At 40.6% G+C, this 25,386-nt stretch carries 29 protein-coding genes; 15 read left to right on the top strand and 14 right to left on the bottom strand.

The window, feature by feature from the left end:
• Positions 1–10 precede the first annotated feature (10 nt).
• Positions 11–1,051, bottom strand: coding sequence for an AmmeMemoRadiSam system radical SAM enzyme (gene amrS / locus LVQ96_06105; protein ID MCW6170728.1), 1,041 nt, complete (start codon positions 1,049–1,051; stop codon positions 11–13).
• A 195-nt stretch (positions 1,052–1,246) separates the two neighbouring features.
• Positions 1,247–2,107 carry an MEMO1 family protein gene (locus LVQ96_06100; protein MCW6170727.1) on the bottom strand — a complete coding sequence of 287 codons (861 nt, stop codon included), beginning with the start codon at positions 2,105–2,107 and terminating at the stop codon, positions 1,247–1,249.
• Between the two features lie 54 nt (positions 2,108–2,161).
• On the opposite strand from LVQ96_06100, the gene LVQ96_06095 reads away from it, so the two are divergent.
• Entirely contained in the window at positions 2,162–2,473 is a 312-nt protein-coding gene (locus LVQ96_06095; GenBank protein ID MCW6170726.1) for a transposase, read from the top strand.
• Between the two features lie 167 nt (positions 2,474–2,640).
• A complete protein-coding gene (gene amrA / locus LVQ96_06090; GenBank protein ID MCW6170725.1) occupies positions 2,641–3,219 on the top strand; it encodes an AmmeMemoRadiSam system protein A in 579 nt (192 codons plus the stop codon).
• 28 nt (positions 3,220–3,247) lie between these two features.
• Here amrA and LVQ96_06085 read toward each other — a convergent pair whose 3' ends face one another.
• The 3 genes from LVQ96_06085 to LVQ96_06075 form a co-directional block, all read right to left on the bottom strand.
• On the bottom strand, positions 3,248–3,877 hold the full coding sequence (locus LVQ96_06085) for a hypothetical protein (protein MCW6170724.1): 630 nt from the start codon (positions 3,875–3,877) through the stop codon (positions 3,248–3,250).
• Positions 3,878–4,003: 126 nt separating this feature from the next.
• Positions 4,004–5,011 (bottom strand): kinase, encoded by a 1,008-nt coding sequence (locus tag LVQ96_06080; GenBank protein MCW6170723.1) that lies wholly within the window; start codon positions 5,009–5,011, stop codon positions 4,004–4,006.
• Positions 4,995–5,906 carry an NAD-dependent epimerase/dehydratase family protein gene (locus tag LVQ96_06075; protein ID MCW6170722.1) on the bottom strand — a complete coding sequence of 304 codons (912 nt, stop codon included), beginning with the start codon at positions 5,904–5,906 and terminating at the stop codon, positions 4,995–4,997. Before LVQ96_06075 ends, LVQ96_06080 begins: the two co-directional genes overlap by 17 nt.
• Positions 5,907–6,015: 109 nt before the next feature.
• Between LVQ96_06075 and LVQ96_06070 the strand changes: the two genes are divergently transcribed.
• The gene (locus tag LVQ96_06070) at positions 6,016–6,405 is read left to right on the top strand and encodes a hypothetical protein (protein MCW6170721.1); all 390 of its coding nucleotides are present in this window, start codon (positions 6,016–6,018) and stop codon (positions 6,403–6,405) included.
• A 13-nt stretch (positions 6,406–6,418) separates the two neighbouring features.
• On the opposite strand, the gene LVQ96_06065 is transcribed toward LVQ96_06070, so the two are convergent.
• The gene (locus LVQ96_06065) at positions 6,419–6,850 is read right to left on the bottom strand and encodes an Lrp/AsnC family transcriptional regulator (GenBank protein ID MCW6170720.1); all 432 of its coding nucleotides are present in this window, start codon (positions 6,848–6,850) and stop codon (positions 6,419–6,421) included.
• 134 nt (positions 6,851–6,984) lie between these two features.
• Here LVQ96_06065 and LVQ96_06060 point away from each other — a divergent pair, with 134 nt between their 5' ends.
• Both LVQ96_06060 and LVQ96_06055 read left to right on the top strand, forming a co-directional pair.
• Positions 6,985–7,917, top strand: coding sequence for an asparagine synthetase A (locus LVQ96_06060; GenBank protein ID MCW6170719.1), 933 nt, complete (start codon positions 6,985–6,987; stop codon positions 7,915–7,917).
• Between the two features lie 299 nt (positions 7,918–8,216).
• A complete protein-coding gene (locus tag LVQ96_06055; protein MCW6170718.1) occupies positions 8,217–9,350 on the top strand; it encodes a helix-turn-helix domain-containing protein in 1,134 nt (377 codons plus the stop codon).
• 156 nt (positions 9,351–9,506) lie between these two features.
• Here the strand turns inward: LVQ96_06055 and msrA are convergent, their stop codons facing one another.
• Positions 9,507–10,064: a peptide-methionine (S)-S-oxide reductase MsrA gene (gene msrA / locus LVQ96_06050; protein ID MCW6170717.1), complete on the bottom strand. Its 558-nt coding sequence runs from the start codon at positions 10,062–10,064 to the stop codon at positions 9,507–9,509.
• Between the two features lie 371 nt (positions 10,065–10,435).
• Between msrA and LVQ96_06045 the strand changes: the two genes are divergently transcribed.
• Positions 10,436–11,152: a hypothetical protein gene (locus LVQ96_06045; GenBank protein MCW6170716.1), complete on the top strand. Its 717-nt coding sequence runs from the start codon at positions 10,436–10,438 to the stop codon at positions 11,150–11,152.
• Here LVQ96_06045 and LVQ96_06040 read toward each other — a convergent pair.
• The gene (locus LVQ96_06040; GenBank protein MCW6170715.1) at positions 11,149–12,459 is read right to left on the bottom strand and encodes a sugar porter family MFS transporter; all 1,311 of its coding nucleotides are present in this window, start codon (positions 12,457–12,459) and stop codon (positions 11,149–11,151) included. The two genes, LVQ96_06045 and LVQ96_06040, sit on opposite strands and share 4 nt — an antisense overlap.
• A 565-nt stretch (positions 12,460–13,024) precedes the next feature.
• Here LVQ96_06040 and LVQ96_06035 point away from each other — a divergent pair.
• Positions 13,025–13,753, top strand: coding sequence for an SDR family oxidoreductase (locus LVQ96_06035; protein MCW6170714.1), 729 nt, complete (start codon positions 13,025–13,027; stop codon positions 13,751–13,753).
• A 127-nt stretch (positions 13,754–13,880) separates the two neighbouring features.
• Here LVQ96_06035 and LVQ96_06030 read toward each other — a convergent pair whose 3' ends face one another.
• On the bottom strand, positions 13,881–14,765 hold the full coding sequence (locus LVQ96_06030) for a mechanosensitive ion channel family protein (protein MCW6170713.1): 885 nt from the start codon (positions 14,763–14,765) through the stop codon (positions 13,881–13,883).
• Between the two features lie 150 nt (positions 14,766–14,915).
• On the opposite strand from LVQ96_06030, the gene LVQ96_06025 reads away from it, so the two are divergent.
• The 5 genes from LVQ96_06025 to LVQ96_06005 are packed head-to-tail and all read left to right on the top strand — an operon-like array spanning position 14,916 to position 19,326.
• Complete coding sequence (locus LVQ96_06025) at positions 14,916–15,740, top strand: UbiA family prenyltransferase (protein ID MCW6170712.1); 825 nt, start codon at positions 14,916–14,918, stop codon at positions 15,738–15,740.
• Positions 15,737–16,480: a geranylgeranylglyceryl/heptaprenylglyceryl phosphate synthase gene (locus tag LVQ96_06020; protein MCW6170711.1), complete on the top strand. Its 744-nt coding sequence runs from the start codon at positions 15,737–15,739 to the stop codon at positions 16,478–16,480. Before LVQ96_06025 ends, LVQ96_06020 begins: the two co-directional genes overlap by 4 nt.
• Before the next feature lie 36 nt (positions 16,481–16,516).
• Positions 16,517–16,750: a phosphoribosylformylglycinamidine synthase subunit PurS gene (purS, locus tag LVQ96_06015; GenBank protein ID MCW6170710.1), complete on the top strand. Its 234-nt coding sequence runs from the start codon at positions 16,517–16,519 to the stop codon at positions 16,748–16,750.
• A gap of 1 nt (position 16,751) precedes the next feature.
• Positions 16,752–19,061: a phosphoribosylformylglycinamidine synthase subunit PurL gene (purL, locus tag LVQ96_06010; protein MCW6170709.1), complete on the top strand. Its 2,310-nt coding sequence runs from the start codon at positions 16,752–16,754 to the stop codon at positions 19,059–19,061.
• Positions 19,045–19,326, top strand: coding sequence for a hypothetical protein (locus tag LVQ96_06005; protein ID MCW6170708.1), 282 nt, complete (start codon positions 19,045–19,047; stop codon positions 19,324–19,326). The genes purL and LVQ96_06005 overlap by 17 nt, the downstream gene beginning before the upstream one ends.
• Here LVQ96_06005 and LVQ96_06000 read toward each other — a convergent pair.
• From LVQ96_06000 to LVQ96_05990, 3 genes are read right to left on the bottom strand one after another with little or no spacing between them, the layout of a single operon-like run.
• A complete protein-coding gene (locus tag LVQ96_06000; protein MCW6170707.1) occupies positions 19,323–20,009 on the bottom strand; it encodes a DUF120 domain-containing protein in 687 nt (228 codons plus the stop codon). The genes LVQ96_06005 and LVQ96_06000 overlap by 4 nt on opposite strands.
• A gap of 51 nt (positions 20,010–20,060) precedes the next feature.
• Positions 20,061–20,417 (bottom strand): PIN domain-containing protein, encoded by a 357-nt coding sequence (locus LVQ96_05995; GenBank protein ID MCW6170706.1) that lies wholly within the window; start codon positions 20,415–20,417, stop codon positions 20,061–20,063.
• Positions 20,418–20,447: 30 nt separating this feature from the next.
• Positions 20,448–21,077 (bottom strand): translation initiation factor IF-2 subunit beta, encoded by a 630-nt coding sequence (locus tag LVQ96_05990; GenBank protein MCW6170705.1) that lies wholly within the window; start codon positions 21,075–21,077, stop codon positions 20,448–20,450.
• Positions 21,078–21,330: 253 nt separating this feature from the next.
• Here LVQ96_05990 and LVQ96_05985 point away from each other — a divergent pair, with 253 nt between their 5' ends.
• Positions 21,331–21,747, top strand: coding sequence for a ribbon-helix-helix domain-containing protein (locus LVQ96_05985; GenBank protein MCW6170704.1), 417 nt, complete (start codon positions 21,331–21,333; stop codon positions 21,745–21,747).
• Between the two features lie 21 nt (positions 21,748–21,768).
• A complete protein-coding gene (locus LVQ96_05980) occupies positions 21,769–22,548 on the top strand; it encodes a hypothetical protein (GenBank protein ID MCW6170703.1) in 780 nt (259 codons plus the stop codon).
• 17 nt (positions 22,549–22,565) lie between these two features.
• On the opposite strand, the gene pyrI is transcribed toward LVQ96_05980, so the two are convergent.
• Positions 22,566–23,027: an aspartate carbamoyltransferase regulatory subunit gene (gene pyrI, locus LVQ96_05975; protein ID MCW6170702.1), complete on the bottom strand. Its 462-nt coding sequence runs from the start codon at positions 23,025–23,027 to the stop codon at positions 22,566–22,568.
• A gap of 7 nt (positions 23,028–23,034) precedes the next feature.
• The gene (pyrB, locus tag LVQ96_05970) at positions 23,035–23,949 is read right to left on the bottom strand and encodes an aspartate carbamoyltransferase (protein ID MCW6170701.1); all 915 of its coding nucleotides are present in this window, start codon (positions 23,947–23,949) and stop codon (positions 23,035–23,037) included.
• 143 nt (positions 23,950–24,092) lie between these two features.
• Between pyrB and LVQ96_05965 the strand changes: the two genes are divergently transcribed.
• On the top strand, positions 24,093–25,352 hold the full coding sequence (locus LVQ96_05965) for a hydroxymethylglutaryl-CoA reductase, degradative (GenBank protein ID MCW6170700.1): 1,260 nt from the start codon (positions 24,093–24,095) through the stop codon (positions 25,350–25,352).
• The last annotated feature ends 34 nt before the right edge of the window (positions 25,353–25,386 follow it).

Here is a 25,386-nt window from a genome sequence, read left to right as displayed (position 1 = left end):
AAGCCCACTGCTATGCGGGACTGAAACTGGCTTCTTTGAATTTACCCATCAGTATAGGTATCTTTGTTCCACACCTAGGGCACCTTGAGTCATCTTTGAGATTCACAACTTGTGTGTTCAAATTGTCCCTTTTAATAAGCAGTGTGCCGCATTCAGGGCAATATGTATTCTGCTCCTTTAAACCAGGCACGTTACCGATATATACATACTTCATTCCCATTTTCCTTGCAAGTTTATAATGCTTAATCAATACATCAACAGGCGTGCTCGGGAGATAATTTAGCAAATAATCGGGATGAAATCTGAGAAAACTTATGGGCATTTCCTCGCCGAATATCTCCCTAACACGTTGAATCATGTAAGCAGCTTCATCAAGGTTTTCGCCTATTTCTGGTACGACCAGGTCAGTTACCTCCGTGTGAATTCTAGTATCTTTCAAAAGCTCAAGAGTATCAAAAATCTTGTGCGAATCAGGAACAAGAATGTACTTTCTGTAGAATTCTATTGATGCATTTCCCTTGAAATCGACAGTGGCGAAATCAAGGAATTCCTTGAGGAGATCAACAGTTTCAACGGTCTCATAGCCATTTGTGACATATATATTAAAAAGGCCACGTTTATGCGCCTCTTTTCCAATGTCCATTGCATATTCAGTAAATATTGTCGGTTCATTGTAAGTGTACGCGATACCTTCGCATCCAAAACGAACTGCTTCGTCAACAATCTCGTATGGTTCCATGTGTTCGCCGATAACCTCCCTTCGTTGGCTGATCTCATAGTTCTGACAAAACTTACACGCGAAGTCACATCCTGCCGTACTCAAAGAATATACTCTAGTTCCAGGGTACGCGTGAAGTACAGGTTTTTTTTCGATGGGATCTATATTGACTGCGAATGGTCTGCCGTAAACGAGTAACTGAAGAACCCCATCAATGTTCTCTCTCACTCCGCAGAATCCTATCTGATCGTTCTTAAGCCTACAATACCTTCTACAGGCAGTACACGTTATTGACCCATCTTCATTTTCACGAAATAGAACAGCAGCTTTCATCGTTTATTATCTCTACTTCAATTATCTATCCATTTCAAGGATATATAGTCTACCACACCACCTTCCTTTTTTCATAGTAATACTCATTGTGATGTTCACAATAATTGTCGAGATCCGAACACGTTGAAGATCACGTTGCTTTTTTTTTAAAGGTATCTTCTTCAACTAAAAATAAAGTATCATACGACCACGAATCTACAGATAGGATACAAAGGACGAATACCCTACAACGAAAGAGTCATCTTTTGAATAGTCGAATGATGTGGAATAGTTGAGTAATTTAATATTACCACCAAGGCTTTTCGTGAGTTCCATTAAGATTGCTATGGCCCCGTATCCGCAAGCACTTATTCTCCTGGCCTTCAATGTTTCATAAAATTTCTCCGTGTCGAGGCTTAGAACGTCTTCTATAAGCTTAGAATCTTTCGACTCGGCCACCCCTTTGGGCTCGTAATGTGTGAGATCTGAAGAAGCGATTAGAACAGTATCATCAAGGTATGGTTTTAGAGCCTTGCTGACAGCAATTGCCCTCTTTTCTTCCTGCTCCCCAAGAATAATTGGGACAAAAGAAAAATTGTCCTGAAAAATATATTGAAGGAATGGTATCTGTACCTCAACGGAGTGTTCGTTCTCATGCACCGTAGGGTCGTCCGCAAAGATATCACCTTCTGAAACTATCGAATTAGCCAAATCCTCATCGATCCTAGCGTCTCCCAAAGGGGTCCTCCAGTAGCCGGTAGTGCTAACTGCGGCATAAAAGGGAAATGTTCTGTGGTTAGGTCCTACAATGATAAATTTTCTGGCACTGCTCTTCATCAGGATAGAGTACGAATAGGCTGCTGTTTTACCCGAGTATACATATCCTGCGTGTGGAACAATAACTCCTATGATCTTCTTAAAATTAATATCAGTATGGACTCCGTTGAGAAGGTGCATAATCATATTTTTCAGTTCCTTCCCATTACTCGGATAGAAAGTTCCACTCACTTCTGGATTTCTAATCGTGTGCCCAGTCATTATTACACCATTATAGATCCTAAATATGTTATTTAACATATGTGAGCGAGGACTCCTCTTTCGCAAGATTAGGGTGCAGGATGGTCACCTTTCATGACAATGCTCAGAACCAAGGCATTGTCAAGAGGAAAGAACATAATAGAGATCGGAAGATTCGATCCTTCATCGAAGATGTGTTCAAAATGCTGGAACATAAAGCATGATCTGAAACTCTCAGATCACACATATCAATGCAATGAATGCGATCTCATCATCGACCATGATCTGAATGCCGCAATAAACATAAAGAAATCTGGTCTCATACAGACCAGGGTACCCACGGACAGTGAAGAAGTTACGCCTATGGAGATATCTCTCACGAGATGCCTGATTCGTGAAGGCATTAGCCATGCATCGTTGAAATAGGAAGCTCCCTGCGTTAGTTGGGGGAGAATGTCACTCCATGCAATTGTAGTTGCAAAAATGCTACCATCTGGCCAATGAACCCTTCCCTTTGATTTAATCATATTCTGGCATCAGACTCCTTATCGGCCTATCTTCAAATATATATCCTGCTAAGTGATATTAAACATATGGAGAAAAACGAGCAGGACAAATTCATAGAAAAAATAACCGAACAGCAGGGGGAAGTGATTAAACAGATAGCCGAATCAGCGATAAGATCGCACATCCTGAAAAAACCGCAAGAATTTGACGCTAACGATCCAATTCTAAATCACAAAGCGGGTGTATTTGTTACCGTTCTAGAGAAGGGTCAACTTCGGGGATGTATCGGGCATGTTTACCCTACAGATTCTCTGATCAACACTACAAAAGAAGCAGCAGTTGAAGCTGCCGTTGAGGATCCACGGTTCCCACCTATAACCCCTGAAGAACTTGGTGAAATAAAAGTAGAAGTCACGGTTCTTGGTGACATACTTGAATTTAATCCCCGAAATAAAGAGGAACTTATCAAAATCAACATAGGGGAAGATGGGTTGATAGTATCGGATGGATATCGATCCGGGCTCCTTCTGCCTCAGGTTGCTACGGAGTATAACCTCGACATTCTCGCGTTCCTCGATGAGACGTGTCAGAAGGCGGGATTGCGTAAAGATGCATGGAGATCCCCCTCAGTTCACGTTTATAAGTTCAGGGGGCGCATTTTCTGAATTTTTCATTACGAATATAAGGCCAGCCCTAATGTATATTCAGCCTCATTGCAGAGTTCCTTTTAGTAAGCATATCTGCAAAGGATTCTGGTAAATACAAAATATCATTCTTGTGTAAGAAATAATCCCTGTCAGGCTGAGCTATTGGAGGGAGATCAGTGGTAATCATAACTATCACCTTCTTATCTGCTTTGGATTCAGGTTTTACAGCTACGATTTCTTTTTCAACAACGCTAGGTGTTTCTTCACTCTCTTGCTCAGCAACTTGTTTGGATTCCGAAAGGAGAGCATTGTATTCATCCCTCATAGCATTATGGAGCTCGGTTATGAATTCCTTTTCCTCGGGGGTGAGGGCGTTCATCAGTTCCCCTTCAAGATCGTATATCGATCTTGTTGCTATTTTTTCAAAGCGCCTTTGGAAAAAGGACTTGAAGTCCCGTTCTAGATCGTCTGCACGATTCTTTATCTGTATGTATTTACCAATATCCTGGTTCTTCAGGTAAACTTCTGCCTCAGTTCGCAAGGTGTAAAGTGCGCTGTTTATGTTTTTATAAAAAGAAGGATCTATCTTCCTGATCTTTCTTGATCTTATCTCTGCTCTTATCATTGATCGAATTTCATCGGAAACTTTGTCTATTTGAGCAGGGGTGAGAGTCACAATTTTAAATGTAATACCCGTATATTTATTATTCTGTCAAAGTTGTACGTTTCCGTTCAAAATATCGCCAATATAAAATTTTTTTTGAAAAACTCGAGAAATTAATGAACATAGAATATAATCGTATTATTCGCCGATAAATATTATTTTGCTTCCGCTGTAGTCGAATGAAAAGTCTACTGGCTTAAGCTCATTCAAACCGGAGATAATTTTTTGGTGGTTTTCTGGCTTCGCAACTAGAAATAAAAATCCACCACCACCAGCACCAACTATCTTCCCTCCAAGTGCTCCATTTTCCTTAGCCTTGCTGTACATTTCATCTATCCAGCTATTCGAGATGTTTGGAGACAATTTCCTCTTCTCCTGCCAATTCTGGTCCATTATGTTTCCGATGGCATCGATGTCCTCCTTGTTTACAGCCTCAAGGAATGAATAGGAAAGATCACGCATTTTTTTGTAACTTTCCAAATGTTCCTGCACCTGCTTTGATTGGTCTTCAATTATAGTTGTTGAATTTCTTTCCTTCCCTGTGTAAAGCAACAGAAGGTTCTCTCGCAGTTTCTTCCTTACGCTCTCTTTCATTATTACCGGAGAAACCAGTACCTTCTCATCATCAAAGAACTCAAGGAGTTGCACACCGCCAAAAGATGCCAGGTACTGATCTTGCTTCCCTCCAGGTTCCATTAGTATTTCGCGCTCAACCCTTACAGATTCCTCTGCAAGTTGCTTTGCCGACACATGCTCTCCTTTGTATGCATGCAGGGCATTCAGAAGACCGACGACAAATGTGCTGCTTGAACCAAGCCCCGTCCCATGTGAAGGAATATCGGATATGCTAACTATTTCTATTCCACCGTCAATGCCGAGAAATCTCAGACACTCACGTATCGCATTGTGTTTGATTTGATTCACGTTGTCAACTATCTCAGTCACAGAGTAACTGGCCCGTATTTTTGAATCGAATTTTCTGTTCACAGCGATGTATATGTATCGGTTGATTGCTGCAGAAACAACTGCACCTTTCCCAAAAGATCTATAAAATGCTGGAAGATCGGTACCACCGCCAACGAATGATAATCGCAGCGGTGTTCTCGACATGATCATTCGTTTCTTATCTTCATCGGTAGTATTCATTTAGGAGTTCCAGCCCCCTGTCAAGATTTATCTTTGGATCAAACCCAAGATATTTCTTTATCTTGGATGTATCCGCCAATGTCTCCATTACATAGTTTTTGACTGGCATCTCGATATACTTCGGTTCTACATTTTTTTCGAGAAGTTTGTTGATCTTGGCAACAAGTTCATTCAGGCTGTAGTTTTTGCCGTAACCCACATTGTACACCTGGAAACCTTTTGAATCAGCGGCCCTGATGATCGCATCCACAACATCGGTGACAAAGATAAAATCCCTCCTCTGCTCTCCATTGCCATATATTACGGGCTGCTCATTTCTCTTCATGGCCCACATGAATTGCGTGGCCAGATTAGCAAATTCTTTCTTGGCAGATTCCCTGTACCCGTAAACAGAAAAGAATCTGAGGGCCGAAACGTTGAGGTCGTACAATTTATTGTAGAGCTCAGAAAGCCGTTCAGATGCTATTCGTCCCTCGGTATAAAGATCAGTCACGCTGGGAATTATATCCTCTCTGTGCGGGGGTTTGACACCGTTATATATTGACGAAGTAGACGAGAATACGACAGGGCATTGCTGTTCCTTGGCGTACTCAAGAACACTTATCATACCAGAGACTACTTCCCCCACAAGCGAGGGATTGTTTCTATACATAGGAGAAGCTGAATAAAATCCAAGATGAAACACATAGTCGGCTTCAAAGTGATAATTCCTTATATTCTTGACATCATCGTTCACTACGCGAAGACTGTCCCCTTCAAGGTCCTTGAGATTTGCATTAGAGCCGGAATTCAGATTATCAATTACAAATATCTCATTATCATCGGAAAGCTTTTGCACCAAATTTGATCCTATAAAGCCGGATCCGCCTGTAACTATTATCTTCTTATTTTTCATTGTGAGGTTATCATTTTGACTATTATAAATTATTCAACAAACTGCAAGATCGGCTCTGTGCGAATTCAATATAAGTTTTAAATTCTAGATTATACTTCTTTATCTTATAATGGTCAAACAAAATAGGATATATCTATTCATCCTTTTATTCTATCTATCAATATTCCTGGTCTTTTTCTTAGTCTTGCCGCTAATAAATATCCATGGATATTCTTTTGGCTTTATTCCTTTTTTCTTCTTTTTCCCTTTTTTCTTTGGAAGGAATCGGTCTAAAAACAATAATACCCCAGCTTCTAGTAGGCCTCCGGGAGACGGAGAATCTGAAATGGACGAAACAAATCGAAAGAAAACCAAGGGCTCATCAGATGCTGATACATCCGGGTACGAAGTTGCTTACATGGATTCCAGAAAGCCGGATAGGTACAGGTGGTTGTATCTTGTAGGGATAGTGATCATAGTGGTGGGTATAATCCTCCTTTTCTTGAGATTAGGAATATGATGAAAACTCGACATCACTTGACAGCTGAAAAAACGGTTATAGTTTCTGTTCTTTCAACCCCTTCTACCGACCTAAGTTTGTCCAATACGAAATCTCCTATGTCTTTTACTGTTGCAGATCTGATTTTTATAAAAAGGTCCCATTCACCCGCAACAATGTAAACCTCTTCAACTTCTTTGAATCTTGCAATTTTTTCTGCGAGTTCTCTCTGTCCGATCTTTGCGTTTCGATCAAAAGAAAGGAAAATGAAAGAAACAACGGGAAGCCCTATTGCCCCATAATCAGGTATTACAGTAAATTTCTTAATCACTCCTTGAGACACCATATTCATTATTCTCTCATATACCGTCACTCTGGGGATGTCCAGTTCCTTTGATATGTCCGAAATCTTGTCTCTTCCATGGTCAACCAGGTACTCATAAATGCGCCGATCTTTTTCATTCATTGCGATAGTAATAACAAACATGTATATAAAATTAGACAAAATGTCTACTATAAATCATTATATACGTTGTTATGTAGGCAACTTGTCCAATTATTCATGTAATAGTTCTTATTCTTGGAAGATATTTGTAATTTATGGAAACAGAAATAGTATCAGAACTTGAAGAGCGGTTATCTAGTAAGCAATTGAGGATTGCGCTCGAACTAAACGGTCCAGTTAGGGCATTTTTGGGTGAATTTTTAAGATCCCGAGGTTTTGTCGAAGTGCCACCAGTAATTTTCTCAACGGTTACAGATCCACTCAACCATCCAGTTTATGATCCTTCGTTTGATTACGAAGGGACACGGTATTCTCTGACAAAGAGCATGATATTTCACAAACAGATATTGGTGCAAAAATTTCCAAAAATCTATACATTTTCTCCAAACATAAGACTGGAATTAGCTGAAAAGGCGGCCACAGGAAGGCATTTGCTCGAATTCACTCAACTGGATCTAGAACAGCAGGGTGCTTCAAGGGAAGATGTCATGAAGCTTGGAGAGGAGATGTTTTCCTCATTGATGAGATTCGTGAAGGAAAAGTATTCGAAGCAATTGTCTGAAATCGGAAGAGAACTAAAGATTCCGTCCATGCCCTACAAGAAATTTAAGCTCCTCGAGGCAGAGGCAAAATATGGTCCAGATTGGGAACAGGTGCTTTCAGAACTTGAAAAGGATCCGTTCTGGATCGTAGATATTCCACTTGAAAAAAGAGAATTCTATGATAGGGAAAAGGAAGACGAACCGGGGATTCTTTCAGACATGGACATGATTTACCCCGAAGGATTCGGCGAAGCCTTGTCTGGAGGAGAACGCGAGTATGAATACTCAAAAATTTTAGAGAGAATCAGTAAGAAGAAGCAAACCACAGAGCAGTTTAAATGGTTTTTAGAAGCTGCAAAATATGATCTTAAACCATCTGCAGGATTCGGTATAGGTGTAGAGAGGCTCATCCGATATATATGTGGGTACCCGAGGATTGAGATGGTACATCCGTTTCCGAAGATCCCAGGAAAAGTGTCGATTTGATCAAGCCAGGTAACAATGCTGGTTCAATTTCATAATTTTAATCCTTTTCACGACCGCCGGTCTAAATTTTTAAGATAATTTTAATGTGATTGATTAACAAAATGCAGCAAGAATTTTTTGGCGTGATATTTGTGATATTTTGTTATTGTCTAGTTCCCATAAAAAAGTAAGGGAAAAGTAGTAGATAAGATCGCAGGAAAAGCTTCAAAACTCTGTTTTACTCGAAATCTACTTTTCCTCACTGTGTGAGATCGCAAAAGAATATCTCTTATGAAGGAATCTATTTCCAGTGCATAAAGGTGCCTAAACCTAATAATTATCAATTGCTCTATATTCGTACGCTTGCCTTCTTCCTCAAAATGCATGTTGAAATAAGCGAGGCTAATTTTAGGAATGCCTTCAGATTTTATTGGGAAGGCAAGAATTTTTACAGTATGCATTATCGAAGATTGGTTTCAGATATCCAAAAGTTAACTCCAGAGATAGATAATATTATGCAAACGATCACAGAATCTGAGGTAGAGCGAATGAAAATCGCATTATCTGATTCTTATCGAACTATTCCAGTTGCAGCTAGAATGTGTGGTTTGGATAATGCTATGGTACGCAGACTTGTGGAAAATGGTACGCTACATGTGCTTAAGGAACCAAATCCATACTACAAGAACTCGGGGCCTATGGTACTCATCAGAATGTCCGAACTAAAAAAATGGCAAGAAGAAAATCCTGATGCTGTTAACGCATCAAAGAGAACTCTCGAGCGAGCAGCAAAGGCGAAGCAGACACTCGAAAAAAGACGAAAAGACAAAATGCTAGGCCAGACTAAAAAAGTTAAGGACCTTCTTCTAAAATATGAGGAGGTGGCCATAAAGGATCCGATTCCGTTGCTATTTATCTTGCTGAAGCTCTTTCAAATAAAGACCTACAATGCAGGTGAGTCACGCGCCTATTTTAATGAAGTTCTCGTCCGCGTAATGAAAATCGCCAATCCAGGGGATGTGCAGATTAGACACGTTCTTGACGCAACGACAACTGAAACCGTCCAGTTGTGCGAATCCTGTTCTAGAATTGCTTATTTTCTGGGTATGACAGACCAAGAATATGCAAGAGAAGTTGGGAAATGTGCGAAATGCACTACCACGACAGAAATTAAAGAGATAGGGAAGCATTTCGAAATGGTCTTTAAAAATGGATCGTTATCGATTATTTTTACTTTGGATAACGGTTTTTTAAAAAACAATATGCATGATTTTCTATTAATGCTCCATCCTTCTGTTGTAGTGAGTTATGAAAATGGGAATTTTTGGGATCGGACTAAACCTGAAGAAATAAGCTTCAATGTTAGCGACCTTAAAGAAAAAATCGAAAATCTTCTAATAAACTTAGAAAATAAGGCATCCAATTTAGAAACAGATGATTCCTATTCAACGTAAATAAAATGAATTCAATTTTCCTTCTTTTCTTCGTTTTGTCCAACGCTGCAGGATGTTCTTTGTCCCTCCATCTTTCTGAGGTCCTCTCCATCGCAAACTCAGTGGTTTTTTGCTCAAAATATTGGAATATGAATCTGGGTGCTTCAACTGACTAAGTCATGAATCTTTTCGGTTAACCAAGAACACGGCGTGTGATTTCCGGAATTTTTCAATTTTCGGAGATATTACAAACGCGCAGTAGGGTGAATTAGGGTTATTCCTAAAGTAATTCTTGTGGTAATCCTCTGCAGGATAAAAATTCGAAAATTTCTCGACCTTAGTCACTATAGGCCTCGGAAAGCGCTTTTCCTCTTCAAGTTTTTTTATAGTTTCAATCGCAATGGATTCCTGATTGTTATCTATGAAAAATATGGAGGATCTGTACTGGGTTCCAACATCATTCCCTTGCTTATTGAGCGACGTAGGATCATGGGTTGAAAAGAATATTTCGAGAATATCATTGTAGGAAATCATCGAAGGATCATATGTGATTCTTACAGCTTCTGCATGTCCTGTTTTTCCGGTACACACTTCTTCGTATGATGGATCGTCAACCTTGCCGCCAGAATACCCGGGATCCACTTTAAGAACGCCTTTTACTTCTATAAATACGGCCTCCATGCACCAGAAACAACCACCAGCAAGTACTGCAACTTCAACATCTGTATTTTTCATATCACTCACCAAACTCAACAAGATCCCGTGAAACACAATTCCGTAAATGTTGATTACCTTTTGGTATCTACAAAGGTAAAGGCGTCAGATTCAAGCAAATTATAGTACTTACTCTCCATTTCATTTCCATGCATTTAGAGAAAAGAGATAGTGTAATTCTCGAATCTAACTTTATGGAGAGTGGAACGGTGGTAAAGCACTCAAAAAGGTGTGCTTGAATCATGAATCCACGAATCGGGAATTCTCAATGCGTACGATGAAGAAGATGTCAGGAATATACTACCGCTTCCAATCCTCCGTCAATAATTCATCGAATTATTAAATTGGAACCTTCTGCAATCCTATATATTAAGAATTTGCATTATGTTTTTATGACCCACCTATACAAAGGAAAGGAAATTTTCGTGATAGCCCACAGGGGCGGTGGAGACCTTTTCAGGGAAAACACCCTTTCAGCATTCAGAAGTGTTGAGAAACTTGGAGTTGATGCCGTCGAATGTGATGTTCAGGCTACGAAAGATGGGAACCTAGCGGTCATACACGATCCAGATTTGAGGAGAACGGCTGGAATCGATCTCAAGGTTAGTGATCTCGACACAGAGGAGCTGAAAAGGATTAGATTAGAAGGAGGAGAAATCATTCCAACGCTGGAGGAGGTGCTGGATGCGATACATATTACTGTGGTGATAGAACTGAAATCCATGGAGACGGTCATCTCGATTGCAAATCTATTCCAAAAAAGGCCGGATGTACTTAAGAGGAGTGTGCTCATATCCTTCTTTCATGATGCACTTCTCGAGATAAAGCAGAAATTTCCTACTGTTATCTGTGGAGCGCTAATTGCGGGATTTCCAGTTGATCCAGTGTCAATGGTGAAACAGTGTGGTTGCGATACCATCGCGATAAATTATGAAGGTTTGACGACATCGTACGTTAACAGATGCCATAATGGCGGCTTGAGGGTGAGCGTCTGGGCGCCCAGCGATCGAGCGGGAATCCTGAGTTCATTAGATGCTGGTGTAGATGCCATAGGTTCAGATCGTCCTGACCTTGTGATCAGCATGATTAACTCCGGTAGGGAAATCTAGAGCTCACTTAATTCTTCCAGAGATTTCCCAGCAGTTTCCTTCCCAAGTGACAGAGTTACTATAAGACCCACTGCAGAGATTATCGCAAGTAATATCAAACCAATACTGATTCCATAGGCATCAGACACGAACGCAAATACGAATATTCCGAAGAGAGCTCCGACTCTGCTGATTGTAGTTCCAAAACCCTGTGCTGTGGATCTTATCTCCGTGGGATAAAGCTCTTGTGGATATACCGAGTTGGTGATGCCGGGTCCAAGTTCCTGACTGATCTCAAATACAACAAACAGCAGAACAATATATATAACGATAGGGTAATAATGAAAAAGGATTGCCGCAAGCATGAGAGTGATCACCATACCAGCGAAACCTATCATAGTAAGGCTTTTTCTTCCTTTGGTATCGATAAATAGAATGGCGATTACGGCACCAATTATTGCAAGTAGAGCAATGACCGTAGCGTATCCAGATGCTGCAACAGTGGATATGCCAAGATCGTGAAGAATAGACGGTCCATCTAAAGCTATCACATAAGCGACCGCATCCAGCGCAAACCAGAAAATGGATACGAAGGCAGTAGCGGCCATGTATTTTTTCCTGAAAAGATCACCAATCCTTGTCTTGCTGTACGTCACTGGTGCCTCTATACGGGCGTTGCTATCGATCTCTTTCATTGAAGCGTTGGCCCTCTCATTCTCTCCGTGTGAAAGGAGCCATCTGGGGGATTCCGGTACGTCGCGTCTCAGCAGGAGAATAATTATTGCTGGTATGATCCCAATCAGAAACATGTAACGCCATGATGTGTTTCCAAGTGGAATGAGAACGGTGCCTATGCCGTAAGATGCAAACGCCCCTATGAACCAAGCAGCACCCGAGAAACTAAGGAGTTTTCCCCTGTGTTTCACAGGTGAGAATTCGGCAATGATTGTGGGCGTTATGGCATAATCTGCGCCAATTGCAACGCCAAGGAGAAGCCTGTAGATAAGAAGTTGAATATAATTGGCGGCGAGTGCAGAAAGTACAGTGAAAAGTATGAAAAATGCCATGTCCCAAAGATACACATATCTTCTTCCCTTTATATCAGTAATGTATCCAATAAAGACTCCCCCAAAAATCATTCCCAGGATTGTTGAACCAAGGAGAAGCGTGATTTCGGTCGAAGTTAAGGAGAATTGTGGTTGCAATATGAGAATGGCAACTGATATTATGGATATATCATATCCGTCAAGAAAACTACCTCCTGAAGAAAGTGCAGTTATTCTTAAATGCACCTTCTTTAATGAGCTTTCGTCCAATGCATCGAACACAGGTCCTCATAGAGCGGAGCATCTAATAATATTGCTATATAGTTTTAGTAAAATATATATTTTATTTAGGCTAATTCTCTGAGTTGCACATTTCTGCAAATGTTGCAGAAATGTTTCATGTCTATGTCAAATCCAGTGGCATATGATACATGGGTATGTCTAGCAGGAGTTGCAATTACTTCGAGGAATCAAGTGTTCATTTCTTGACGAGGAAGAAATAGAACATTATGAAATAGGTCCCGAAAAGAGAGTAGTGAGAGATATACTTCGATCTTCAACGATATTCTTATTCATCTCGATCTCAACACATCAGATAGCATAATAAAAAAAGTAATCTATAAAAGTTTTTTCAACGAGATAGATGGTGAGTATTTTACTCAAAGAGTTCAATCATAAGGCAGCCCCCAACTTCCTAAAGCGAGCCTTACTATAGTAAATGGAGATCATAACCTTAAATAACCCGAAATATGTACTTAAACACGTAGGAAGTACCTGAATTCCAGTGCTACGAGATGCACCGCGTTGTAAGTGCTTAATACATACATAAAATAATTGGGTGAGGAAAATGGTTGATTTATTGAACGAATCGTTGAATGGAAGAACAGTAATTGTAATGGGTGTCGGTCCAGGGCAGGGCATGTCTACAGTAAGAATGTTCCTTAACTTCGGTGCAAAAGTTGCGATTGTTAACAGGAGCGGAAGTAGTTTTGGACTAAAGGAATCCGATAATACAAAGGTCTATAAGTGTGATGCCACAGATGAGGCCGCTGTGATTCGTCTCAAGAAGGAAATCCTGGATGACTTTGGTGTAATCAATTCTGTTGTGTCCAATACAGGTATTTGGGAGCCTGTCACAGGCACTTTCGGATCACTGCACGAATTGGAAAGAAACTTCAAGGTGAATGTCGAAGCACACGTTATAGCCATAAATGTCTTTTCTGAAGCTATGAAGGAAGATGGCGGTACGATTGTTCTGGTCGGTGCTTCGAGACTCATATACAAAGGAAATACTCTGCCTTATTCGGTTAGCAAATCATCAGTCGAGGAGTTGACTAGGATTGCCGCAGAAAAGTTGCGTCAATATAATATACGTGTGAATGCCGTGGCTCCAGGTTCGGTGCTAGGTGAAGACACATACTTTAACGTGTTTCCGTTCAGTTACCCGAGGCTAGCTGAAAGGATAGTCGTTGAGCCTATTGAGGTTGCTATGACTACAGTATTTCTGTCAAGTAACATGTCTTCGGGCATAGACGGGCAGTGCATTACGGTTGACAGGGGACTTAACACTATTTAGGATAGGGGTAAGTAAATTTTACCTTTTGGAAGAAATAAAAAATTTTCTGTGGTTCATTACATAATTAACAATTTCTGTCCAAAAAAGCGATTATTGAACGCGTTGACAGTTCTCGGCCACATCATTATTAATTTCGACCATTTTCTAAATCTGACTTATTACTAACTATAAGTGATGATGATGCTATTTGTATTCCTTTGAGCTTAAATTTACGGAGTATTTCTGTGCTAATTTCAGTTTCTGTTGTCTTTCGTTCCCAAAGATCTGTTATGTATCTGAGACTTAGAAGAGCATAATTATCATTGAATGAAACAAATATTCTTGGTTCAAATATCCCCCTTTCTATAAAGTATTTTTTCTTAAGGCGCGTGTATTCTTTTGTGGCTTTCTCAAAATATTTTTCTGTAACGCTTTTTGCTATTTCCTTGAGCATTGATGAAATTTGATCAATATCTGAATTGTAAAATACAGGGACATCAATGTTGTCCCAAAGATAATTAAATCCTTTTGAAAAATTGACTATCTGTGCCGTCATTATTTGATTGTTTGGTACCTCGACTAATCTTCCGGTATATAAATCTGCAGACGTCCATTGATTGATTTCCATCAAGGTAAAGAAAAAGGCGTTTATGTCAACAACGTCCCCCTCTTCATTTCCGATCTTTATCCGCTCTCCTATGCTGAAAGGTCTGAGAAATATTATTACAAACCACGCTATAAGACTTGTAATTGGATCTCTAAGAGAAAATGCAATGCCCGCCGAAAACAGGCCAGCGGAGACAATAACTATGCTTGTATTCTTTACAAAAATTGATACTACAATGATGAAGTCAATCAAAATAATGACAAGGGCAATAAACTTCTTCATGGTGTATCTCGTCTTTATTTTTGAAATCTTTTCAATAAATTTAGCAAAAATTAAATAAATGATCGATGAAATAATGACCACAAATGCGGTGTCCAGAATAGCGTAAAAATACTGAAACGATTCTATTGATGACAGAATAGACATTTCATTCCTCTATCTATCTTATAGTATTTAAACCCGCATACAGCTTTATGGTTCATTTGACTTTACACGATTTCATTATTTTTAAATGCGTGGTATAATACATTTTCAGTTAGACAAACATAATAATCGTCTAAATGTTCACCAAGACAGATGAATCCTTGGATCAGGATTATAAGGCCAATAAACGGGCTGATGAGTATAGTTGCTACAAGTGTGTCCGGTTTTATTGGTCTTGGAACCGCAATAATATATTTCTTTAATTGGAAATATATACTTTTCGCAGTCATAGTTGCATTTCTGATAACCTGTGCTGGCAATGTTCTGAATGACGTTGTAGATGTAGAAATAGATAAAGTGAATCATCCAGCAAGGCCAATTCCCGCAGGCCAGATAAATAAGAACAGTGCACGTTCGGTATCCATCGCATTTTTCGGGGTAGCGATTATCGTATCTATTTTGACTTTGCATTTAATATCTATAATAATTGCAGTTATCGCCTCTATACTTCTCGCAATGTATGAGTTGAGAATCAAACGATTTGGTCTGAGCAAAAATCTAACTATAAGTCTGCTTGTTGGTCTACTGTTTATTTTTGGAGGGGTTTCAGTCAATGCGGGGAGCAAAATGCTCATATTATTTGTCCTAGCTTTTCTCGCAATATTCTCGCGTGAGATAATAAAAGATGTAGAAGACATATCTGGGGATGTTAACAGAAAGACCTTGCCAAAGAAGTATGGCATAAAAGTGGCTGATTACCTTGCTTTCGTCGTGGTTGTGGTGTTGATTGCTATCTCGTTCTTGCCTTATTATCTAGGCATACTGAGCGTATTCTATCTTTATATAGTCATTCTGGCAGATATTGTCTTCCTCTTATCCGTATCCATTACCTTCAAGAGTCCAACAAAAGGTCAACAAATATCTAAGTACGCCATGATTATTGCACTTGCATCATTCGTGATCGGTGAGTTAGTTTGAGCATATATTCAGAAATTGTATCGTCCATCCGCAAGAAGAAACTGCATATGACGCTGATTGATCCAGCATTTCAGAGCCCTGAAAAGGCAGGGGAGATCGCAAGGAATGCTGAAGCAGCCGGAACGGACTATATCATGATCGGCGGATCAACGAGCGTCACAAGAGAAAAGCTTGATGAAACGATCAAAAAAATAAAAGTCGATTCTAAGCTTAAGGTCATAATTTTTCCCGGCTCTTCCGAGACAATAAGTCCGTTGGCCGATGCCATTTACTTCATGACCCTTCTAAACTCCTCCGATCCCGAATATATAATTGGTCACCAAGTTAAAGCGGCTCCATTGCTTAAGAAGATGGGCATAGAGACCATTTCCATGGGATATATCGTTTTCTCGCCAGGGATGACCGTTGGAAGGGTAGGAAAAGCAAAGTTAATCCCAAACGAGGGTGTTGATGAAGCAGTTGGTTATTCTATAGCGGCGGAGATGCTGGGACTAAAAATGATTTATCTTGAGGCCGGAAGTGGGGCTTCTCAGATAGTTAACCCTAAAATTATAAAGGCTGTAAGGCAAAATATAGGCTTGCCCTTGATAGTTGGAGGGGGCATAAGATCCAGAGAAAGCGTAAGGGCGGTATCCGAAGCTGGCGCAGATATAGTCGTTACAGGTACAATTGTGGAACAGGTTGACAATGTTACCAGTGCACTGGAACCGTTGATTGCTTCGCTTAGAATGGATAAATAGATGACTTTTTAATGGGCATTGATCTACCCTAATCGAATGAAAATCAGTGTTAGTGTAAAATACCTCAGCGGTGTAGAGGATCCTGAAGCTCTGACAATCAAGAAAAATCTCGACATACTCGGTTTTAAGGGCATAGAAAAACTTGCAATATCCAAGACTTATGAATTCGAACTTGAGGATGGTACCGAAGATAAGAGGAAAATGATAGAGGAAATAGCATCCAGAATACTCACAAATCCGATAATACAATCGTATACATTAAGTGAATAAAATGAGTAATCACGAAGAAGTCTCTGTTCAGCGTGTTAGCCTGATTGGAGTGAACGAAGATCAACTCAGAAAGATAAGCGAAACAATGCAACTCGGGTTAACGGTTGACGAGATGCTCAAGCTTAGAGAGTACTTCAAGGGGCTTAACAGAAACCCGACGGACATTGAACTTCATGCAATAGCACAGGCCTGGAGTGAGCATTGCTGTTATAAATCATCGAAATTTTATCTAAAGAAATATTTTTCTTCACTCGAGAAGCATGATGCCATCCTTGCGATGGAGGACGATGCAGGTGTAGTATCTTTCGACGAGGATTATGCTTATGTTGTCAAGATGGAAAGCCACAATCATCCCAGTGCGATTGAACCTTACGGTGGTGCGGCAACAGGAATCGGAGGCATAATCAGGGATATCTTGTGCATGGGGGCACAGCCTGTCGCTCTACTTGATTCTCTTTACTTCGGAGAAGTAGAAAAAACTGAGTGGAATGACAATGCCCTGCACCCAAGATTTATCCTCTCAAACGTTGTTGCCGGCATACGAGACTATGGAAATAGGGTCGGTATACCGAATGTTGCTGGTTCTGTTGATTTTGATCCTTCTTTTAACCATTCACCGCTGGTGAATGCCGGCTGTGTTGGTATTGCGAAAAAGTCGGAGATAGTCAGGAGCTTCGTTTCGAAGGTCGGAGACATTCTTGTTCTTGCGGGAGGAAGGACGGGAAGAGACGGCATACATGGTGTAAATTTTGCTTCAGCTGAGTTGACCGAGAAAAGCGAAACATTGCGTTCTGCGGTTCAACTTGGAAACCCTATCATCAAGGAACCGCTAATACATGCGATTCTGGATGCCAATGATCTGAACCTCATTGATGGAATGAAGGATCTTGGAGGGGGCGGCCTTTCCAGCTCATTAGGTGAAATGTGCTTCTCCGGGGGTACTTCTGCAGTTGTCGATCTTGATAAAGTCCTGCTTAAAGAATCAAACATGAAGCCATGGGAGATCTGGGTCAGCGAAAGCCAGGAACGTATGCTTCTTGCCGTTTCTCCGGAAAATTTGAACACGCTAGGAGATATATTTAAAAAATGGGACATTGAATATTCATCTATCGGTACCGTCACAGAAGGTAGGGATCTGATAATCCACTTCAAAGGTGAAGAGGTCTTCAACCTTGAACTTTCCTTTGTAACATCCGGCCCAATGTATTGTCGCCCATATGAACTACCTCCTCGGGGTCCAGCAGAATATGTTCTTGTAAAAGATGATTTCAATCTTAAGGACTTTCTTCTGGATTTTCTTCACGATAAGGAAAACTGTTCGCGTTTCAATATAACAAGACAGTATGATCATACGGTACGGGGAGAAACATTCATCCGACCGCAATGCGGAATCCCTAATTTTGAGACGCATTCTGACGCAACACTTATACATCCTGTTCCAGAATCCCCGAAAGGTTTGGCTATCACGTCAGGCAGCAGAATAGGAATGGTAGAAATTGATCCATCAAATGGAACAACGGCTACTATGATCGAAGCTTACCTGAACATTCTTGTCACAGGTGCCATGCCAAATTCTGTTGTCGATTGCGTAAATCTTGGGAACCCGGAATCGAAGGAAATCATGGGCCAGATGGTAAGTATATTTTCGGCAATTTCCGATTTCTGTGTGAAGATGAAACTGCCAGTTGTGGCCGGCAACATCAGCCTTTATAATCAGTTTGACGGAAAGAACATTAAACCGGTACCATCAATTATGATGGCCGGAATCATAGATGACGCGTCCAGGGCAATAACGGTCAATTTCAAAGAGGAAGGCAACATAATATATGTGATTGGAAGCGAGTCATCAAATCTGGGTGGGAGCCAGTTCCTGAAATTTTTGGGAAAACAAAGCAGGTCGATCCCTTCATTCAGTGTCGAAGAACTTTCAAAGATGTCGGAGGTATATCTTGTGGCAGCAAAATCTGGAATGATCTTATCTGCGCACGATGTTTCGTCTGGAGGATTAATCCAGACACTTATGGAAATGTCCTTCGGATCAAACATCGGTTTTGATGTTGACCTTTCCTATTTGTCGGGTGCTCGATACGTCGAGAAATTGTTTTCTGAGGGTGGGCAGCGAATAGTTGTCGAAGTGAAGCTCTCAGAAAAAAAAGGGTTCGAAGATATAATGAAAGGTATCCCATGCAGGCAGATTGGCAGGACAATAAAAGAGCGTATCTCTATATCCGATCAGGATATAGGGCTTTTGGACGGTAAAGTTGACGAATTCAGGGAGAGATGGGTGACTGGACTTGACGGAATCATATAATGGTGATGAAAGCGATCATTTTAGCAAGAAGACATACCTGAAAGAAAAGAATCTCACTGTAAACACATTCTATAGGCTAGGGTTTTCTGGAGAGAAAAGCTGCGGCTTTGTCCAGGTTGTTGATGGGGATCCAAAAGACGGCGAAGATGTTTTTGAGATGTACAAGGAACTCATAGAGTGCGGAATAAGTAAGGAAGAAGTAGAACAACGCCATCATAAAGTAATAGAGGAGATAGAAAAAGGAAAGCTTGACGTCACTTTCTAAATGAATGGACCGGTTACCTCAAACTCTACAAGGTCATGGTCCCGAAGTTTCAGGTTTTCCCTGAGATAGACCTCCGATATTATTTCTACTACATCTGTATAAATTGACCTCTCCGGAAAAATCACGGCGCAGTCTATGCCCTTTAACTTTGCACGAAATGCCTTAACTGCCCCAAATGTTCTGTCGTCTGTCACGAAGCCTTCAATATGTATCCCGTCCATGCTCCTTAGTTTTCTCAGCGCCAAGGAAAATTCAGGCAAAATTTTTAGGTTTAGCGTCCCAAAATATGGCATGAAGCCCAATTTTTCCTTAATCTGTATAACATAAAATTTTCTCGAGATATAATATCTCCCCTCCCCCATCCCAGTTATCAGATCGCCGGTCAGTTTCATTGACTTCTGGGTCTCAAAGATGGTTCCGAGATCGACGTACTCCTTCAGTAAGACATTCATTCCTTTATCTGTTATTGAGATCTCCTGCTTACGGCCTACAATCTGCCTCGAAATTAGACCATCTTTCAGCAATCTTAATATTAGTTCCGAAGCCGATTGCTGGGAGATGTTGAGGTACTTCGCTAGATCCAACGATGTTATTGTAACCTTGTTTTTAACTCCGCTAATTGCCTTTATGGCCTTTACAGCAAAATAAGAATCATCCGTTCCATTCGAAAGTCTTGACTTCATGAGGTTCGTCTCGCAGTAAGATAACGTCATGTCTGTAATAAATCATACCGATCAATTCATCCTTACGGTTCCGTTTGAACGGATGGAAGCATTCCTTATCCCGAGTGATTTCGCACGGGTAAGAAGCCCCCTGTCATTTGTCAAAATGAATGCGCCTAATCTCCGGGCGGTTTCCAGAATACAGTCATCACCCCTTCCTTCAGAGTTTATTATTTCAAAGCGGGAAATCAGTTCCAAAGCTGCTCTCGCATGTGGATTCCTTATCGAAAGGCCTCTCAATTCCGATGCAACACATTCAGGTACGATAATACCATTTATTTCGTCAATTCCAAACAGAGCGTTGCTTAAATCAATGTGTTTTTTGACAGCATAGATGAGGGAATTTGTATCAAGTATAATTTTAGACATTAGCAGCAGGAATCTTTTATGTAAAATCGATCAGGACTGCTGTTCGCGCTCCACAATTTCTGCAATTGCAGTATTGTTTCTTATCCTTTTTATAACTACCTTAACAGTTTCTCTTCGTTTCGCTCCAGGTACGACTATGTTTACACCTCTTAGAAATGCACGGCCTTCCCCAGAATTTCCTATCTTCGTTATTTCTACAGTGTAGGTCTTCCCCTCCTCGACTGTATTCTCCTCTTTCTGCATTTCGGTGGCAACTCTAATTGGGTGCTGTGCACCACAGGCTTTGCACACAAGCAGATAAGTCCTCCCTACCTTTTGAATTTCTGTATCCGGGGAACCGCACTCATAGCACTTCACGAAGGAATCCATGTATTTTTGGATCTTCTTTGAAATCTGATCAGGTGATATCTTTCTGTTAATGATCAGTCTTCTTCCATCTATTGTAACTCCGATTCCAAATTCGGTCATCAAGAATTTTGCTATGTGCCTTGGGTCCCTGTTTATCATGTCTGCAATATCGGCGAAATTTCTAACTATTGTTACCTTTCCCTCTTGGATCACATCTGGTTCTGGAACCTGTAATCTTTGCTGGCTCAAGTTGGATTTGGATAACACGTTCTCGCTTCTCTTCAAAAGCGCTTCATAACTGTCTATGCCCATAAAGACTGCATTACAAACTTTCTAATAAGGTTGATACATATTTAAATTTAATATGTAAAATACTTACATACATATGTAAGACACAGTTTCCCATTCCTTAAATACATTTAACTTTATTACATTCTATAAACCTCATTAAATATGGGGTTGTATGAATAGCACAGCTTTTTAATTTGTCAGTACAATTAAAAAGGAACGTACATACAATAGGAAAGATTTAAATATATCTCAACGCATTATCTTTAGACGCACTGTGGTAACAGAATCAAAAGATACAAAACTCACACTACGGATATCGGAGGATGATCTTTCAGAGATAGACGAATTCCTGGAAGTTAATCCTAGATTTGCAAGCAGGTCGGAATTCATCAGGCACTCTGCCATGGATTACATTGCTAGGACAAGAGTAGGGGTAGTTGAAGAGCAGAATAGCGGTGTAAAACTAAGCAGGAATCTCGACAATATAATATCGTCAGTCATCGAGAGAGGATTCTTTAAGACAAGAGATGAGGTAATAGAGGAATTGCTGAAAACTGCGATAGATTCGGGCGTGCTTCGTCGGGTTATAGAGCAGAGAATCAAGAGTTACAACTCTATAATGAACGATCTTAGGAAATTTGAGACGACCACGGATAAACGTGAATATGACTCGGCCAAAGGGAGATACTAATATAGAGAAGGAGTTAAAAAAATGGAAGCGGTAGAAGAACAGTACATGAAAGGAATTGTTGGACAAAAAGTCAAAAAATATTATAACGAACGTTTGGACAACATCGTCATAGCATTCGGTTCAACAGGATACAGGATTTTAGCGAGTGTAAAGCCACTTCAGACTCGTAAGACGAGTTATATTTCAGTTCAGTCGAAGAAGGAGAAGGATTCCGTGGAAAAATTCTCAGAAAGATTCTCTGAAATATCGCTAGAAGGACCAGAAGAAGTCAGGGTTTCCCTCATGTCCAAGGAGGAATTCGAATACAGGAGAACAAGGGAACATGTAGACAATTCGGAAGGCTTCATCGATTCCAGATCAATAAGTATGCAATTTATAGACCTACGAAAGAACTGGTACCTAATGTCAAAAGAAATATTCAATACGTTTCCAAAGAGCAATTCCTACATATTGATGAGCGCCCTCGGTGGAACATTTTCCCAGGCAATGCACATATCTTTTGCATCGCTCCTTAACGAGGTTGGCCTCCCACATCTGGACGTTGCAGTTGTACCTTTCGAAATAGATGGAAATAAGAAACAGAGGGCACGCAAGGCCTTAAGAGTCTTGAAAAATGTATCTAAAGGAACCGTAGTCTACGATAATGACAAAGTGATTGAGAAACTTGGACTAGATTCCGGAAATCCTTATAACACGAGAACGTTGAGCAAGATAAATGAACGAATAGCAAGCGATGTAGGTGTTTTCTCTGCGAAACTTGCTAATCGATCAAGCATAAACGTTTACAAATTAACATATTGATTTTTTAATTATTCTTTCTATAGTTCATTGGTTATTTCTTTTTCATCCATGGTTCTTTCGCAAAATACGCATTTTATCGTAAGCGGGCTCTTTGTCACAATCGTGAATTCGCTCTCAACCGGTTCCTTTTGGTTCGTGATACAGTTGCCATTTACGCATTTGAGAATTCCGACAACTCTCTTTGGCATCTCAACGATAAATTTCTCTTCAATTTCGTAATCCTTAACTATTGTTATAGTTGCGGTTGGAGCTATCAGAGATATCTTGTCGACTTCAAATCTCTCCAGATCGCGGTTTTCTATCTTGATAACGTCTTTGAGAGCAATTTTGTGGCTTGGAACACGAATCCCTATACTGATGGAGTTCATGTTTCGTTCGTCGATACCAAGTATATCGAGAACCTTCAGTGCTTTCCCAGCAGGTATATGATCAATCACAGTTCCATCTTTGATCTTTGAAATTTTTAATGTTCTTTCCATTGTATTTTCACCCCAGTATCTCAGAAATAAGCGCCATTCTAACCGGTACCCCGTTATTGGCCTGCCTGAAGTAAACAGCTTTAGGCGATCGGTCAACTTCAGGTGAGATCTCGTCGATCCTTGGGAGCGGATGCATAATTATCGATTTTTCCTTCATCGCCGAGACCGTATTCATGTTTATCGAGTAGGAACCGATAACACTCTTATATTCGTTTGGATCAGAAAACCTTTCTTTCTGTATTCTCGTAACATAGAGCACATCAGTCGTCTCTATAACTCTGTTAAGATCCTCAGTCATCTTCACCTTCATACTGTTCTCAATTCTTGAATACACATAATTTGGGAGTCTAAGGAGTTGGGGGGAAACGAGGTTTACGGAAACATCGTATTTACTAAGGGCTATGAGGAGAGAATGTACAGTTCTCCCATATTTCAGGTCGCCAACAATGGTTATCTCCTTCCCATTAAGATCCCCTATTTCCTTTCTTATGGTATACAGATCAAGAATTGTCTGTGTCGGGTGCTGTCCGGAACCATCTCCTGCGTTTATCACCGGTTTGCTTGAAAAGCGGGATGCAAGTCTTGCGGCCCCTTCCATCGGATGGCGAACCACAATGATGTCCGCGTAGCCTTCTGCCATCCTGACTGTATCTGCAAGTGTCTCTCCCTTTGCAACGGATGAGGATTTAATTTCAGAAATCGAAAGAACACTCCCGCCAAGCCTGTGCATTGCGCTTTCAAAAGACAGTCTAGTTCTCGTGCTTGGTTCGTAAAATATTGTAACCATGATCTTTCCATCCATGGTTTTAAGCGGTTTGCCTGAAGCCAGAGAATTCTCCATTTCGCCAGCGATTTTGAATATTTCCTCAAGTTCCGTGGTTGTTACATCCTCAATTGAAACAAGGCTCTTGTTCTTTAACATCAACGAGTTAACTCAAGGAGAGATAAAAATTTGCTGAGACCATGATGATTCAACTAATGAGTGATCGAGCATCACGGTTGCGTGTGTTTTGTCTTAAACTTGTTATCTGAATAGTATTTTAAACCTTACGGAATCACATGCTTATGCTAAATCGATTCTCGGGATTTTATAAACGCACTCCAAGCGAGAGGCTCTCAATAGTTGCCAAAGAAACAAATCTTAGCAGTGAAGAAATAGAGGAACTTTATAAGACTGGGAGCCTCAACACGGACCTCGCAGGAAAACTTGTAGAGAACGTTATTTCCACGTTGGAAATACCAGTAGGAATAGTCCCAAATTTTATCGTTAACGGGAAATCACATTTTGTTCCAATGGCCATAGAAGAAGCCTCTGTTGTTGCAGCATGCTCAAACTCTTCCAGGATAGCAAATGAATCCGGGGGTTTTACTGCCGACTCATCAGATCCCGTCATGATCGGTCAGATCCAGATCATAAATGTGAAAGACCCTGAGAAAGTTATAGATCATATTACAAAAGCACGCGAAGAGATTTTGGATATTGCAAATTCAAGAAGCCGAACTCTCAAAAAACTCAATGCCGGTGCAAAAGACATACGCACACGTGTTCTGAATGACCCTGGAAGAAGTGTTCTGCTGGAGATTTACGTTGATGTCAGGGATGCAATGGGGGCAAACGTCATTAACAGTATGTGCGAAGCTGTTGCGTCTTTTTTGACGGAGCAGTTCGATATTGAGACGAACCTTCGCATTCTCAGTAACCTGACACCAAACAGGGTGACGAAAAGCAGTGCGGTTTTCAGAAGTGATCTGATTGGCGGAAGCGAAGTTTCAAAACGCATTGTGAAGGCATATGAGATGGCCAATGTCGATCCATTCAGAGCAGCCACTCATAACAAAGGCATTATGAACGGCATCGATGCGGTCCTTCTTGCAACTTTGAATGATTGGAGGGCAGCAGAAGCCAACGCCCATACCTATTATCATTTCAGTGGGAATCTTTCGATCTCCAAATATTCACTGGATAGTTCGGATAATCTTCTAGGTGAGATAGAGATTCCGCTTGCTGTCGGCACTGTCGGTGGTTCTACAAATTCCGTAAGGAAAGCGGCGATATTTCGGAAAATATTGAACGTCAGTGATTCAAGGGAATTCTCTAATCTTTTGGCTTCTATAGGCTTGGCGCAGAATTTCGCTGCACTTCGAGCGCTTTGCTCCGAAGGAATTCAGGAGGGCCACATGAGGCTTCACGCCAGATCATTGGCGGCTTCGGTCGGTGCTACTGGTGAGTTGATCGAAACAATATCGAAGATAATGATACGGGAAAAGGACATAAGTATGTCAAGGGCAGCATCTCTTTACGATGAAATGAGAAAGAAGAATTAATAATAGTCCCTGAATTATTACAGATGGGCGAATC

The organism is Thermoplasmatales archaeon, from assembly GCA_026127925.1.
Taxonomy (GTDB): domain Archaea; phylum Thermoplasmatota; class Thermoplasmata; order Thermoplasmatales; family Thermoplasmataceae; genus JAKAYB01.
This window is presented reverse-complemented; position numbering and strand designations above follow the sequence as displayed.

Coding starts and splice junctions, on each gene's coding strand:
- msrA (MCW6170717.1), bottom strand. CDS start 10,064: ATGAAAAATACAGATGTTGAAGTTGCAGTACTTGCTGGTGGTTGTTTC.
- LVQ96_05995 (MCW6170706.1), bottom strand. CDS start 20,417: ATGTCTAAAATTATACTTGATACAAATTCCCTCATCTATGCTGTCAAA.
- LVQ96_06045 (MCW6170716.1), top strand. CDS start 10,436: ATGACCCACCTATACAAAGGAAAGGAAATTTTCGTGATAGCCCACAGG.
- LVQ96_06080 (MCW6170723.1), bottom strand. CDS start 5,011: ATGAATACTACCGATGAAGATAAGAAACGAATGATCATGTCGAGAACA.
- LVQ96_06075 (MCW6170722.1), bottom strand. CDS start 5,906: ATGAAAAATAAGAAGATAATAGTTACAGGCGGATCCGGCTTTATAGGA.
- purS (MCW6170710.1), top strand. CDS start 16,517: ATGAAAATCAGTGTTAGTGTAAAATACCTCAGCGGTGTAGAGGATCCT.
- LVQ96_05990 (MCW6170705.1), bottom strand. CDS start 21,077: ATGGGCATAGACAGTTATGAAGCGCTTTTGAAGAGAAGCGAGAACGTG.
- LVQ96_06060 (MCW6170719.1), top strand. CDS start 6,985: ATGGAAACAGAAATAGTATCAGAACTTGAAGAGCGGTTATCTAGTAAG.
- LVQ96_06035 (MCW6170714.1), top strand. CDS start 13,025: ATGGTTGATTTATTGAACGAATCGTTGAATGGAAGAACAGTAATTGTA.
- pyrB (MCW6170701.1), bottom strand. CDS start 23,949: ATGTTAAAGAACAAGAGCCTTGTTTCAATTGAGGATGTAACAACCACG.
- LVQ96_05965 (MCW6170700.1), top strand. CDS start 24,093: ATGCTAAATCGATTCTCGGGATTTTATAAACGCACTCCAAGCGAGAGG.
- amrA (MCW6170725.1), top strand. CDS start 2,641: ATGGAGAAAAACGAGCAGGACAAATTCATAGAAAAAATAACCGAACAG.
- pyrI (MCW6170702.1), bottom strand. CDS start 23,027: ATGGAAAGAACATTAAAAATTTCAAAGATCAAAGATGGAACTGTGATT.
- LVQ96_06030 (MCW6170713.1), bottom strand. CDS start 14,765: ATGTCTATTCTGTCATCAATAGAATCGTTTCAGTATTTTTACGCTATT.
- LVQ96_06070 (MCW6170721.1), top strand. CDS start 6,016: ATGGTCAAACAAAATAGGATATATCTATTCATCCTTTTATTCTATCTA.
- LVQ96_06065 (MCW6170720.1), bottom strand. CDS start 6,850: ATGAATGAAAAAGATCGGCGCATTTATGAGTACCTGGTTGACCATGGA.
- LVQ96_06095 (MCW6170726.1), top strand. CDS start 2,162: ATGACAATGCTCAGAACCAAGGCATTGTCAAGAGGAAAGAACATAATA.
- purL (MCW6170709.1), top strand. CDS start 16,752: ATGAGTAATCACGAAGAAGTCTCTGTTCAGCGTGTTAGCCTGATTGGA.
- amrS (MCW6170728.1), bottom strand. CDS start 1,051: ATGAAAGCTGCTGTTCTATTTCGTGAAAATGAAGATGGGTCAATAACG.
- LVQ96_06025 (MCW6170712.1), top strand. CDS start 14,916: ATGAATCCTTGGATCAGGATTATAAGGCCAATAAACGGGCTGATGAGT.
- LVQ96_05980 (MCW6170703.1), top strand. CDS start 21,769: ATGGAAGCGGTAGAAGAACAGTACATGAAAGGAATTGTTGGACAAAAA.
- LVQ96_06100 (MCW6170727.1), bottom strand. CDS start 2,107: ATGTTAAATAACATATTTAGGATCTATAATGGTGTAATAATGACTGGG.
- LVQ96_06000 (MCW6170707.1), bottom strand. CDS start 20,009: ATGAAGTCAAGACTTTCGAATGGAACGGATGATTCTTATTTTGCTGTA.